This is a genomic window from Paenibacillus sp. YSY-4.3 (assembly GCF_054767475.1).
On record NZ_BAABMC010000009.1, the window covers coordinates 119,860 to 133,860 of the forward strand.

The 14,001-nt window shown below is 49.0% G+C and carries 11 protein-coding genes; 1 reads left to right on the forward strand and 10 read right to left on the reverse strand.

What is annotated here, in order from left to right; translation table 11 throughout:
* Positions 1 to 2 precede the first annotated feature (2 nt).
* The 9 genes from ACYUJT_RS22125 to ACYUJT_RS22165 all read right to left on the reverse strand — a co-directional run bounded on the left by ACYUJT_RS22125 (position 3) and on the right by ACYUJT_RS22165 (position 10,699).
* A complete protein-coding gene (locus tag ACYUJT_RS22125; protein ID WP_460326408.1) occupies positions 3 to 503 on the reverse strand; it encodes a flagellar protein FlgN in 501 nt (166 codons plus the stop codon).
* Positions 500 to 793, reverse strand: a complete 294-nt coding sequence (gene flgM, locus ACYUJT_RS22130) for a flagellar biosynthesis anti-sigma factor FlgM (protein ID WP_460326540.1) — start codon at positions 791 to 793, stop codon at positions 500 to 502. Before flgM ends, ACYUJT_RS22125 begins: the two co-directional genes overlap by 4 nt.
* A 122-nt stretch (positions 794 to 915) precedes the next feature.
* Positions 916 to 1,332 (reverse strand): TIGR03826 family flagellar region protein, encoded by a 417-nt coding sequence (locus ACYUJT_RS22135; RefSeq protein WP_460326410.1) that lies wholly within the window; start codon positions 1,330 to 1,332, stop codon positions 916 to 918.
* 106 nt (positions 1,333 to 1,438) lie between these two features.
* A complete protein-coding gene (locus tag ACYUJT_RS22140; protein ID WP_460326412.1) occupies positions 1,439 to 2,299 on the reverse strand; it encodes a ComF family protein in 861 nt (286 codons plus the stop codon).
* Positions 2,300 to 2,368: 69 nt separating this feature from the next.
* Positions 2,369 to 4,591 (reverse strand): DEAD/DEAH box helicase, encoded by a 2,223-nt coding sequence (locus tag ACYUJT_RS22145; protein WP_460326414.1) that lies wholly within the window; start codon positions 4,589 to 4,591, stop codon positions 2,369 to 2,371.
* A 753-nt stretch (positions 4,592 to 5,344) separates the two neighbouring features.
* A complete protein-coding gene (locus ACYUJT_RS22150) occupies positions 5,345 to 5,770 on the reverse strand; it encodes a glycosyltransferase family A protein (RefSeq protein WP_460326416.1) in 426 nt (141 codons plus the stop codon).
* A 274-nt stretch (positions 5,771 to 6,044) separates the two neighbouring features.
* Positions 6,045 to 6,773, reverse strand: coding sequence for a response regulator (locus ACYUJT_RS22155; protein ID WP_460326418.1), 729 nt, complete (start codon positions 6,771 to 6,773; stop codon positions 6,045 to 6,047).
* Positions 6,766 to 7,938: a sensor histidine kinase gene (locus tag ACYUJT_RS22160; RefSeq protein WP_460326420.1), complete on the reverse strand. Its 1,173-nt coding sequence runs from the start codon at positions 7,936 to 7,938 to the stop codon at positions 6,766 to 6,768. The genes ACYUJT_RS22155 and ACYUJT_RS22160 overlap by 8 nt, the downstream gene beginning before the upstream one ends.
* Positions 7,939 to 7,987: 49 nt before the next feature.
* The gene (locus tag ACYUJT_RS22165) at positions 7,988 to 10,699 is read right to left on the reverse strand and encodes a stalk domain-containing protein (RefSeq protein ID WP_460326422.1); all 2,712 of its coding nucleotides are present in this window, start codon (positions 10,697 to 10,699) and stop codon (positions 7,988 to 7,990) included.
* 866 nt (positions 10,700 to 11,565) lie between these two features.
* Between ACYUJT_RS22165 and ACYUJT_RS22170 the strand changes: the two genes are divergently transcribed.
* A complete protein-coding gene (locus ACYUJT_RS22170; protein WP_460326424.1) occupies positions 11,566 to 12,237 on the forward strand; it encodes a hypothetical protein in 672 nt (223 codons plus the stop codon).
* A gap of 419 nt (positions 12,238 to 12,656) precedes the next feature.
* Here ACYUJT_RS22170 and ACYUJT_RS22175 read toward each other — a convergent pair whose 3' ends face one another.
* The gene (locus tag ACYUJT_RS22175; RefSeq protein WP_460326426.1) at positions 12,657 to 13,961 is read right to left on the reverse strand and encodes a TolC family protein; all 1,305 of its coding nucleotides are present in this window, start codon (positions 13,959 to 13,961) and stop codon (positions 12,657 to 12,659) included.
* Positions 13,962 to 14,001: the final 40 nt, after the last annotated feature.

Genomic DNA, 14,001 nt, shown 5'->3' on the forward strand with positions numbered 1-14,001 from the left:
CTTTAAGCTTTCGTGTCAAAAAAACTGCGCGGCTTCTGCGCAACATGCTGTTTCGAAGGATCACGGTACATCATTTCATCCTCCGGCTCGCTCACAAACAAATTGATACTGTAATCTATAAATGTTAAGGACTGTTCGACCAGTTCCTTGTTTATCCCGTTTAGGCGTTTAAGCTCTCTTAGCGTATTCGACAACTGGCCCTGAGCTGCTAACAGCTGCTGCTTCTCCGTAACGTCGAATACGAGACGAGTCATTTCAGTTATCGTTAATTTGAGCTGGGAGCGGATCCCTTTTTCCTGCAGAAATTGCTGTGCGGCTTGTTCACGAAGCTCGTCAAGCTCCTCAGTTTGCTTGAGCAGACGAGCCTCTTGGTTCATCAACTTTGTCAAAAGAGCGACATCGTTATCCATAATAGCCTGCTGCTTTTCCTTGCCTAATTCAATGACCTTCCGATATATTTCGTCCGTATGGTGCAAAACATCGATCACGTTCTGTACGCTCACTTGGAATCCCCCGGATCAACAAATGATTTGAAGTAAGGTGCCAGTTTCTCCGCCAGCTTGTCGGCTTCAACATGATATGTCCCTGTGGATACCGCCTTCTTCAGCTGGGCGATCCGCTCCATGCGATTAGGGTCTTGAACTTGATTTTGCTCTTCAAGCATGATTCTGGCCTCCGAGGAAATCGATAGCTGATCCCTTTGCTTCTTCTTATCTACTTGAGTATCCCGATTCTCAACGTTTCGTTGATACGGATTGACCCCGCTAATTCGACCTGTCTCATTGATTTTCAAATTCATTCACCTCGTTTCAAATAAAAAAAACCGATAATCTTTACTAAGTTTATCGGCGTAGGTTTAAACATTGTTAATAGCGAAGTTTAGGAATTTCAATAATATTATAGGTTATTTTGGCATTATTGGTTGCGGAATTTGTCGACCGCGCTATATGCCCCGCTGTGGTTACGATCATCATGGCCTTGTCTGGCTCCGCCTTCTTCTCTGACAGCGGCAGTCAAATCACGCGTCAGACGAGTACGGCAGGAATCGCACATGTTATTCTCACGAATAAGAACGCCGCATACTTCACAAGGGTACATCATATTCGGGTTATTGGCTACAGTGATCCTTCCCTCTTTAATGAACTTTGTTATTTGCTTGACGGGGACCCCTGTCGCTTCATGGACCTGCTGGATCGTAGCCAGTTTCTCTTCACGCAAGTATTCAAGACACATCTCGTACTCTTTCTCGATATCCTTAATACAGGATGGACAGATGTCCCTAAAATTATTGGCGAACAGTTTGCCGCAGCGCGGACAATTTCCCAAATTCATAACCATTCCCCCTACTTGTCCAATCATAAAGCTGTTTATGATAGATTACCTTATTTTAGGGGTGTTCGTCCATTATTTCGTAGAAAAATACTGAATTTTGCTATATTTAAGATCTTGCCCAAGTTAAACTGTATATTTCCCCGCTGGATCCAAGCCCTGCACAAATGTTTTGCAACACAGCAGCGCAAGCATTTACGGTACTTCCCGTCGTATAGACATCATCCACAAGGAGTAGACGAATGGGCCCGGCATAGTCATAACAGAGCCTACGAGACTGCGAAATCGCTCTTGCCAGTCGTTCAGGTGCATTGGGCAGAGCCTGAAATACCCCCTGCATATTTTTAAGCCTTTCATATCTGCTCTTAAAGCTTTGTTTGTCGGTATGCCGGGTACGCATCAACAAATTTAACAAAGGCAGGCCGCTTCCGGTCCGCCCTCCGGCTAAAGCGGCTCCCCTAGCCAGCTCTTCCGCTTGATTGAATCCGCGTTCGACCCATCTTTCTTCGCTTAAGGGCACAAACGTAACCGCATCGAAATAAGTTTTCTGAATTCCAAACTCATTCTTCATTTGCTCCACAGCCCGTCCCATCATCCTCGCTAAAACAGCACCATACGCTTCATGACCGCGGTATTTATACTGGGCTAGCCATTGACGCATCGAAGCGTTATAGGCCACACTACTGCGATTCACTGCAAAACTACGCGGCGTTCCTCCGATCCGGCTGCAATCGGGACACCCGACTTGCCGGCCGCAAGCCGGACAACGGGGCTGTATGATCCAAGGGATGCTCGAATAGCATGACAGGCATAATTCACGATACCCGGGAACCTGTACGGATATCCTGCTGCCACAAGCCAAACAAGAACTTCCTGCCGGGCTCAGCAATTGATGCATCGGCTTCAATATGCCCGACAAGAATCGCTCCAGGCGTTCTGAATGTAAGTACAGGGAGTCAGCAGATTTCATGCTAATTCCTCCTTTCCTAAAAAACATGGCTCCAACGGACTCCATGCTTGCGCCTACGCAAAAACGCGGTCAGACCTCCTTCTTTGCCTTCGAATCAGCAGTCCGCAGAAAACCCTTTTTAAGTGCGATTTTGTTCATCGTCTTGATCTGCCTCACAGCTGCGCGTTGAGACTTTGTCCACTCCGGGGAGGCGAAGACGACGATCCCCGCAGGGTCATCTTTGGAGCGGCCGGCTCTGCCGGACATTTGAACGAGTGAAGCCTCGTCAAACAGCTCGCTATCGGCATCCAAAATATACACATCGCTTTTCGGCACGGTCACGCCTCGTTCCAGAATGGTCGTCGTTACGAGAATACGAATTTCACCCGAGCGAAAGCCGAGTACTTTATCGGAACGCTGGCCGTCCTGGGAAGATGTTCCCTCTATCGAAAGAGCAGGAAACCTGCGCCGCAGTATAGCTACAAAGGGATCAATATGCCGGATGCGGGATACGAACATAAAAATTTGCGCCCCTCGCCGAATCGACTCGTTTAAAGGCTGCAGCAGCGAACCCGGCAGCCGCTGACGCCGTACAGCCTCCTCTACAGCACTCATGGCAGCCCGCCGCGGCACAGGCAGCGGATAGCCGTGGAATCTTGCGGGAACTTTTGCGTGCGGCAGCTTCCCTTGGCCGATCTCGCGCTGCAAAGATAACGGGGGCGTCGCCGACAAATAGATGAAGCGCCCGCCGGGTTTACAAGAAGCCTCGGCCGCAAAAGCCAGCATAGGATCGTTATGATAGGGAAAGGCATCAAGCTCGTCGATAATGACAAGATCGAATGCCCGATGGAACCTTAGCAGTTGATGCGTCGTTGCCAAATAGAGACGCGCTCGCGCCCAGCGCTGAGCGCTGCCTCCATAGAGAACTGCCGCTGGTTCATCGGGAAAAGCTTTAGCGATCCGGGGAGCCAGCTCTAGAACAACGTCCCGTCTCGGCGTAGCTACCAGCACCGCGCCTCCGCGATCAAGCGCATATTGAATCAAAGGAAATATCATTTCCGTCTTCCCTGCCCCGGTCACCGCCCAGAGCAGAAAGCGCGGAATGCGTGCCTGTACCGTAGCCCTGGGCGAAGGAGGGCCGGCGCTATGCGGCACGGCTCCGCGCAACGGCAGCTGCACCCGCAGGCTGCCGCGCCCTCCCGCTTCCGGCTCCGCCAGGAAGCGCAGCGCCTCCCCCGCAGCTGCGCGCTGCGCGGGGCTAAGCCCCCACCGGTCCAGCAAGGACCCGGTGGGGGGCGCCCCTGCCGTGCCCCCGCCGCCCAAAGGGCTAGGCGGTGGCACGGCACCACATGCGCTGCCGCGAAGCAGCAGCGCACAAGAGCGGCTGCGCCCCAGCGCGAGGCAGGCCTCGCAGTAGGCGCAGCTGCTCAGGCCGCACGACCCGCAGGGCGTGCGGCGAAGGGCCCCGCTGCCGCAGCGGCGGCAGCGGGGAAGCCGTGCCCGGCCGCGCAGCGGGGCACGACTGTGGCGGGCGGCGGCCGGAGCCACGCCCGCGGTGAGCTGTACGCGCCCCTGCAGGTGCGCGTACTGGGCGGCGGAGCGCCACGCCGGCGCCAGCTCCGGCAGGCGCTCCGCCAGGAGCTGCTGGAGCTCCGCCGCCAGCAGCGAACGCCCCGCCAGCGCGTCTGCAAGCCGCGACGCGCTCCCCGCGATCACCCGCAACTCCAAACCGCATCTATCCAATCCACCTCTAGCCACTTCCGCCCCCTGTTCCGCCGTTAGCTCCTCACCCTGTCCCGCTTTCGACCCTTCCCACTGCACCGTCGTCATTTCTATTTTCTCTTGTATAGCTCGTCCCTCGGGCGTCATTCCTTTCTCCCTTGTCCATATAAGCCGTGCAGATTCTAACTCTTCTAGAAGGTACTTATCACGCACCAAATCAGCCTTATATCGCCGTACCAATTCTTCCCGCAAATATCTGTTCCACTCCCTGGCCCCCCACTCGTCCATACGAGCATGGTGTATAAACCCATCCCGCAGGCCTATAGCCAAGCCTAATGGCAGCTCATCAGCCAGAAGCAGGAGAACCTTCGCCTCCCTAGCTTTAGTCTCCCGCTCAACTAACTCTGTGCCGTGTTCCCCGCCCTCTTCCTCCACTATGTATTGCTCACCTATACCGCTTCGCTTCATACCTCTCCATTCGCTATCCACCTGCCCTTCCTGGATCCACCATTCCAGATCAACGGCAAAATCCATGCTGACTCTTACCTCCCATTCTGCTTCGCATCTGACCGCATACAAACAGACTTTCAACCGATCCCCTCCCTCTATCAATCTTTATTTCAAACCAACCTTGCAGCCTACTAAAATACACGACACCGATAGAAGCAATTACCGCAAGAGTCAGTCCTCCCCGCGATAACATCCCTTGTCCTGGGGCATTATAATATCCATATCGAGACAGCCCTTTCAGCGCCAGCCCAGCCTAATACTAACCTTTATTACATTCTGATATTTAAAAGAACCTTCTCAATGAGAACTGCACGACACTTTGGCGCTTAATCAACCTAACTTGGCTTGCTTGAGTTACAACTGTAAACAGGTGTAAATGTATTTCGTGTACCTAATTTGTTCTTATGCGAAAGATTAGGCGGACTACCTGTATTTCATGCATCTAAAACCTTATCTTTTTGACTCCCCCCAGTTGAAACTCATTTTAAATACAGGAAATCCAGCTAATTACGCATTTTGTCGCAGAACGGAGTTTTTAAATGTAACAAATCCAATTAGTTCCTCGCCGGTTCATCAATTGGTCCACATCAATTGGTCCATCAGTTATTCGCTTTATATGTTAGTACATTAGTTCATCCATCGAATCGCCCCCCCAACCTTCATGCCTCGCATCGAATGCTGCGATAGCCCTTCCTACCTCAGAATCGGGCTAATCTTTAACCCCCTCCCAGTCTTACCCATTCCATTCCAAACGCAAAAAAGCACACCCCTCGGCCATGGCCTAAGAGTGTGCTTCACATCTTACGTATCACCAACATATTCAATTGACTGCAGCTATGCCTGAACATACGGTATTTTCGCCGCTTCGTGCGGCACCCGGAGATCGATAAATTTCAATTGCTCCCCATCATTAGGGGCATTGTGCCGGATAATATCATGTTCGTCCTGAATCTTGGCCTGGCCGATTACGGTCAGGTTCATTTCATTGGCATATTTCATTCGCTCGATAATCGCCAGCGTTTCATCCTGTGAACCATCGTCCAGTATCGTAACCCTAAGCGATTGTGCCCTCAGGCAGCTGTACCACATAAGCGCCCGCAAATACCACTCCATCTGGTTCTCATGGTTATGAGCCACCAGAACATAATGAACCTGCTTTCGAGAGCTCGTTTCATACTTTAAATGCCTGCTGTAAACAAAGTGCACCAACGCTCCAGCAACGCCATAACTAAACAATATCCAGGCCATGTAAGGAATCATACGACTCAACCTCCCTATGCGACAATATATGCCGCCGGAAGTAGGTCGGTTACTGGGCTTTCACTTCATATCCTCTGATAAGACGTATAGTTGTAATTCGTCGCATTAGAATCATGCTGCCTAGCTGTATGTACAGGCCAAACCGCTGCATTGTATCCTTGTCCAAAAAAGAACAGATGCGACCTCACTTTTCAATTTAAAGAAAATATTGGAAAATGACGAGCGTGAAAGATCCTTGCTGATGCCATTCCGGCGAATAGCAAGTTCCTTCCTTTTATAAAGTTACCCAACCGAATTTGATCGCGTTGATAACCGCCTGCGTCCGATCGTCTACATCCATCTTTTGCAAAATGCTGCTGACATGGTTCTTGACCGTCTTCTCACTGATGAACAAGTGTTCACCAATCATCTTATTGCTGCGGCCCTCCGCCATCAAACGAAGTACCTCCGCTTCACGTCTCGTCAGTGGGTTGTCATCGCCGGCTACGAATTTCACTCCAGCCTCGCGAATAGCACTGTCTTCTGCAATAGCCCCAGTCTCACTTAAATACTCCATTCGGCGCAGCTGCTGAATCAGTTTGCCCGTCACTTTCGGATGAATAAAGGCGTTGCCCTCGGCTACGGTACGAATAGCGTTGACAAGCGACTCTGCCTCCATATCCTTAAGCAAATAGCCGGTAGCTCCTTTGCGAAGCGTCTCAAATACATAGCTCTCATCATCATGTATAGATAAAATAATTACCTTTACTTCAGGCAGGGCATCGCGAAGCTCCGCCGTCGCGTCCACTCCGTTCAATTGCGGCATATTAATATCCATCAAAACGATTTCGGGAAAAAACTGCTGGCACGCTTCTAAAACTTGGGACCCGTCGCCGCATTCGCCGACGACCTCGATATCTTCCTCCATGTTTAGAATGCGTTTAAGCCCTTCACGAAAAAGTTGATGATCATCTGCCAAGAGAACTTTGATTGTTTGTCTAGTGTTAGAATTGAGATTATCCATCCTGTAACTCCTTCCTCTTCTCTGCGTTTGTCGGGATATGGATGACGATTTTGGTGCCCAAATTCGCCGTTGATTCTATTTCCATTCTTCCTTCCAGCAATTCCACTCTTTCCCGCATGCCGATTAATCCAAAATGGGTATGCTCTTTGTTCTTTAGCTCCAGTTGATCCACCTTGAACCCCAGTCCGTTATCTTGAACCATAATTTTAACCATCTGGGCCTGATACGTAATTTCTACGACGACATACGTAGGAAAGGCGTGCTTTGCCGCATTGGTGAGCGCTTCTTGGACCAATCTGAAAACCGCTGCCTCCATGGCCGAGCTCAGACGGTATTCCTTGCCCCTTGTCTCAAAGGTTGTCCGGATTTTGGTCTTCTCTTCATAATCATGCACATATTTGCGCAATGTCGGAATGAGTCCCAAATCATCCAGAGCCATCGGTCTAAGATTAAAGATGACTTTTCGCATTTCTTCTAAGCTGGAGCGCACTTGTCCCTTCAAATCTATTATTTCGTCCTGGACCATCTTAAATTCCTGCCTAGCTAGCATTCTTTCTACAATTTCCGTCCTAAGTACTAGATTTGCGAGTAGTTGTGCGGGGCCATCATGAATCTCTCGTGAGATCCTCTTGCGCTCCTCTTCCTGCGCTAATATTATTTTTAAGCCGATGATCTGGCGGTTTTTGGCGGATTCCAGAATCCGTGTAACTTGTCCCAGCTCCCCTGACAAGTATTCTAACACAACTCCCATCTGCGTGCCGATGGTCTCGGCCCGTTCGACGGATTTATCCACGTTGCGAGCCCTCTTTTGCAATTCATCCCGCCGGGCCTTCAGATACATTTCCTTTTCACGATAAATAAGCAGGTCGAGCTGCAACTGTGTCGCCCTCTCGTAAGCCTGCTTGATATCCTCTTCCTTATAGCGCACGAAATCCCGGCTGACTTCCGTCAGCCGGATGCGAGAACGCCGATAGTTTACTTCAAGCTGGTCGACCTTCTCCACGGTTTCCGCCGTTTCCTTCATGACCTGCTGAAGCTCGTAATTCAACGTTTTCAGCTCATTTCGTGCCGAATCCAATATTTCCAGCATTTGCAGTTTGCTGTTCTCCATAACGCTTATGGCGTTCTTAATAACTTTATCTATAGCATCGGCTTGAAAGTCCAATTACACCTTCTCCATTTCCTTGTATCCATATATGCCATATTTAATCATATCATGATTCAAGGGTAATGGATTTGGTTTTCTTTTCCCATTTTACATCGATACCAAGTGCTTCCGACACTAACCTTAATGGGACCAAAGTCCTTCCATCCACAATAATCGGTGAAACCGCCGATTGCTTCCTTGCTCCGTTCAGCGTAAATTCCTTCTTTCCTACAGTCAGCTCCATGACAGTGCTCCCCGACAGCACGGTAACTTTCTTGGACGTAGCGTTCCATTCCGACTGTCCGCCAAAATGATCGAGCACATATCTAATCGGTACATACGTCGTATCGTTTTGCAGCAGCGGAGCGACGTCGATGCCTTGCTTCTTGCCGTTAACGGTCAGGGATTTCTGGCCTACAGTCATCACTACCTTTGCGCTAGGCAGGCCGGTATCTCCATCCATAACAGGCGATGTGAATTTAATATTATCAAAAGACACGCTGCCGGTTAATGCACGCTCGTCCTGCCCCTCCTCCAGGTTAACGAGGTATAGGCGCTTCAGCTTCGCGGACGGCTTCAAGCCTGCTGCGCTCAAATCAACGGTCAGCGTCTTCCAGCCTGAGAAATTAAGCGGCTTGGCCAGATCCACATACACTGCCTTGCCATCCGGATTTTCAAATTCAGCCCGCAGCCAATTCAGGCTTGAATCGCCCAGTACATCTAGCGACATCGCCGTCGATCCATCAGGAATGCTTCTTCCTGCCGTTCCGTTGAACTCCGCATAGGCGAATTTATTTCCTGTTCCGTTCGTCAAGTCATAGTCAAGCTTAAGGACTTTAGAGTTCTGGCGTTCTCCTGTTCCTTGTACGATTGTAGCCGTTCCCGCCGCTTCGGCAGGAAGTCCTTTAAAGGAAAGTGGGTAAGCCGTGTTCTCAAAATTCTCCCAGATTTGCTCCGCCGAGGTCGACAGAACGATTGGTGTAGAACTAAATCCATCATACTTCGCTGTTGCATACGCCACTTTAGCGCCTGGATTCACGGATTGCACCGTTAATACACCGCCGGACACCGCTGCCTTCATCCCTTTGAATTCCCAGGTCAGGGATTCAGCCGGCACCTCTATAGTTCGCCCATCCTTCAGTTTAGCCGACATCGGCACCGATACGCTTGTGCCCGCCTCAAGCGGCGCATAAGTCGTCGTTGAAGAGAGGCTGTCCAAGTCGCTGCCGCCCAGGACGGTCACTTTCATACTTGCCTTCGCATCGCCGCTAACCGCCGTAATTTGCGATGTACCTACCTTCACACCCTTAAAGTCCGTTCCCGTCCAGCTTACATTGCCGTTATCCGCCTTCCAGGTCGCCTGAATGCCCGAGGCATCCACCGGGTTATAGTAGGTGTCGTACCCTTTCAGCGAATACGCCGCCGACTGTCCGATCAGAAGCGAAGATGTTCCGCTGACCTTAAGTCCTTTCAGTGTTCCTTGGGGAGCTGTAGTATATACGCCCAGCCCATTGGCCACCGCACGTTGAGAGCCGTCTCCATTGGATGTCGTAAAGGTCAGGGTCACCTCGTTCTCGGCCAACGGACGGTCAACCATCGTCGTCGAGCCTCCCCCGTCCAGATTGAGCCCCTTCCATATGCCGATCGCAGCCATGAACTTCTGCAATTCGGCCAGTGTCATACCGGAGCTGCTATTGTTCTTCTCCGCAGCGATCAGGTAGGCGTATTTGCCGTCCTGGGAATAGCCAACAGCGGTGCGGGCTACCGCGCTGCTGCCGCTAATGCTGGTCACGGAGCGGGTAAAGGAGGATGGTTTCCCCTGATCCACAAGCAGCGTATGTCCCCCGATCATCATTTTTATGTCAGCAGGATTCAGCTCTTGGCCGCTGGCAATGGAACGAAGCCGGTAGTTCGTATCTAGCCGCTGCCCTACGTATAGGTTGGCCGCCACGAATTCAGCAGCCGTGCCGTGAGCCCGCAATATGTAGCCATCTGAAGGCACCGTGCCCGGTATAGGCGCTTTAATCGATATTTGTTGTACTACTCCGCCTTGAACGAGCACCTCTGTAGGCGTCGTAGAACTGTCTTTAGGACGATCCTCGGACTTCCAGGCGCTTGTGTATATATACATCTTATTAGCGTGGCTGTAGGATTTGTCAGGTTCTGTGATGTACGCCTCCTGATTTATGCCGGATAGGGGAAAGGTCAGGCCGTTCTCTGTCATGACGCTTCCTTGGAACTCAAACCGATCGATCATCGGCGTCCCGTCATTCCGTACGGCAAAAGCATACATCCCCGTCAGCTGCGAAGGGCTCGTTACGAGCGTACCTTGGGATACCGCGCCACCGAGCGCAACACCTTGCCCTGTGGTCGAGAAGAAATCGCCGTTAATGCCGGCTACTGCGCCAGTCTCTCTTGCCATTCCCTGAACGGACTGCCTAGTAGTTACTTGCGCCTCCTTCCCTGTCATGACATCAAGATGGACGTAAGGATTCGTCAAATCTACTTGAATGACATCGGCGAGCACCTTCACCGACTTGCCGGATCTCGTTGTCGTATATTGATATTTTAATAGCTTGGCGCCAGACGTAATGTAATCTTCACTTAACTTGACCGCCTGCTCTGAAGCTGCATGAGCCGATGAGGCAGGCCCAAACCATTCTGTCCCAACATCCAACACAGGCTGAATCCATATCATACCGGCCAGCGTAACAAGAATGAGCTTCTTCCCGTTTCTGACAGCAAACCGAACCAATTTCGTGTCTTTGCGAACTACCATTGTAATTTATTACTCTCCCATCTGTATGCTTTATGCCAAAAATCGATCCCTATTCTTCCATTACGGGAATCTAGTACATAAATAATAGACTACTTTTAGACGGAAAAGTTACGCAAAAGTAACAAGATTGAGAAATCGGAAAAGAAATTTGGGTCGGGAGGGATGGTGTGTGTCGTGTTGGAGTGTGTCGTGTTAGAGGATAGGTGGTTCGACGATAGGAAGCCGTCGGCGGGTAGGGCTATATTCGAGGCTATATTAATGGTGGAATTGAGGTTGCACGTAATGAAGCGGAGCAGAATGAATGGATGAACGGGGTTGACTATAGCAGAAATTAACGGAATGTAATGGGGTGAAGTGATTAGTGATGCGGATTTCAGTGGATGGAAATGAATTATAATGTCCTCATCATAGTGGCGGATGAACACGGGTATGAGAGATCGGAAACTTATCATAGATTGATGACAAGTGGATTTACTGTATCTATTTTTAATAAGAGACTCTATTAAAGGGAAATAATTGGATTCATGGTGTTTAAATTAGTCGCGATAGTAGCTTTTACATTTTTAAACTGTTTTAAATACTCCAAATCCAGCTAAATTCAGCCTACCATGAAATTTAGTTGAATTAACTGCAAGAAATCCATTTACATTCCCGTTATGCCGCTATGCTACCGTTATACCGCTCTCTCCCCTCCTAACTAATTCCTATCTCCTGCAAAAGATAGTCTAATCAATACTTATACCGCTAGCTAAATGAGATACATATTCGTATAATGGTGATATACATGACGAAGAACGTCCTGTCCACATTTTAATGGGCAGGGCGTTTTTGTATACCCATCAAACTCTATTGGGAGGCAGGTAAACATGGAATTCGAAAAAGCCCACAGGCAGTTTATTAACAGTCACATTTTGCGTCGTAAGGGAGAACGTAGAGCTCGCCTTGAGAGAGGTCACGGTCACGGAGAAACACTTTTCCTGAAAAATGTCTGGTGGCCCCTGTATAGAAACCTCGATCATCTTCATCCCGAGTACGAGGTCCCAGACTGGCGCGGGCGCTCCTATTTTGGTGATTTCGCCTTCTTACCTGGGCATTTAAGAATCATACTTGAAATTAAAGGCTATGGCCCGCATGTCACCGAGATGGATCGGACCAAATACAGTAATGAATTGAACCGCGAGCTTTACTTACAAACACTGGGCTACCGAGTAATATCACTAGCATACGATGACGTTGCCAATAGGCCCGAAATATGCCGCAATTTGCTGCAGTTACTTTTCAACCGTTACCTAACACAACAACCTCCTCTTAAGCCAGGCGCTCTGGAAGAAGCAGAAGTTATTCGCCTGTGCCTAAGCTCTATGCAGCCCATCCGCCCCAAACAAGTAGCCACTCATCTTTGCATGGATCATCGCACGGCCATTCGAATTTTACATTCACTAACTCAAAAAGGCTGGCTTCGTCCCATTTACTCCGGAGCAGGATTGCGCGTACATCAGTATGAACTCATTAGTAACGCTTGGGATTTAATAAACTAACTCTTATGTCTGCCTAACCCTTATGAAACGTCGATTGAACCAACTTGGCCTACTTCCGCAATCAAAATGTTAAATTTAGATGGATTTCTTGTATCTATTTTAGCTTTAATTCATAACCTATTTAAAATAGCTGGATTTCGTGTATCTACCACATTGTTTTCTAGTCTTACTTCCCAATCCAACTCATATTAACTACAGGAATTCCAGCTAATCACACACTCCGCATTAAAGTGCAACTTTTACATACAGAGAATCCAGCTAATTTGTGCAAAATCATTCTCTCATTCGGCGACGTACACGAAAAAACGTTCCTCCATTTTAAAATGGAAGAACGTTTTACATGCCCGACTGCTTACCTTGACGGGAATAGCCTGTAGGATAAGACCCAAACGAAAACCCCAGCGATCCATCATGGATCCTTACATAATGAAGCCTTCCTCAAGCACCTCTACGGAACGTTCCACTACGTAAAGCTGAATTCGAGTCAGCTCCTTCACAAGCTCCTGCTGCGTCAAAATGAAGGTTGACTTGTCATAATCATGGCGAGAGATTAATCCGTTGTCGTATCGCTTTGTCATGTGTATATCATCTTGCTTCGCGTTATTATAATCGTTGACTGCATTTTCGTAAGCCTTGTAAGCCATTTCCGCATTACTGTATAGTTCATCGATTTTTTTGTTAAGCTCGATCCGTGTTTTCTCAGCCTGCTGCTCTGCAATAAGCACATTTAGCTCCAGCAAATCTTCCTGATCGTCATTGGTAGCTCGAGTATGACTCTCTTGATGTTTTGCCAAAATGATGGAGTTCCATTGCCGCTTCATTTCAAATGACTTTTCCAATATACGCTCCCGCTTCAAGGGGCTGATTGGCTGCGGGGTGAAATCCGGCAGGTCTGCCAGCTCGATATTGGGGTCATAGACGATGCCAAGATCGAAGCTAAACTGGACTAATGCCAATTCATATTTGTTCTTTAGCCCCTCCATCTGCTGCTCCTGCTTTTGAACTTCCCTTTGCGCTTCGGTAACTTTGACTGCTGAAGTCATGCCCATTTCCTGCATCAGTTCGGCTTTCCTCAAGTCGGCCTTCAGGATTTCTAAGTACTTTTCAGCCACAGTCCGTTGTTTGTTTAACGAAAGCAGTTCCGCATATTGCGAAGTCACTTGCAGCTTAATTCCTATGCGAGCTTCCTCCAAATCAAGAACCGTATTGGACTGCTCCATCTCAATCTGCTTCAAAGCAAGAATCAGCTGGTCGCGTTGCCCCTGCAGCTGCTTGTTCATGGCATCGGCAATATTGCCAACACCATTCAATAACTGATTCACAACCATATTAGTTTCTAGCGTTGGATACAAGGATGGCAGCATCTCCTCCGGAATCTCGCCATATTTCTCCTGAATCTCCTCAATGGATTCCGGTAATGTATAAGAGCTGCCCGCCCCTCCGCTGGCACTATCAAGCTCTTCTTTCTGTTCTTTAAGACTTCCTTCATTTAATTTTACTGCTGTCAATTTTAAAGTTAATAGTCTGTAATTCAGTGAATGATCCAACGATAACTTCAGTACAGTATCAAGATCTAGTCGCTTTATAGGCAGCAGAGTGCCCGAATCAATAAAGGAATCCTTTAATACCTCTTTGAGAGTCGCTTCCTTCCCGGTACGAATCGTGTTGTCTTCGTCCGCACTGGCGGCATGGACTGCTACCGGCCCCGCTGATAAAAGACTCAAACATAGCAGTGACGATATCATTGCCGATAGACATTTTTTC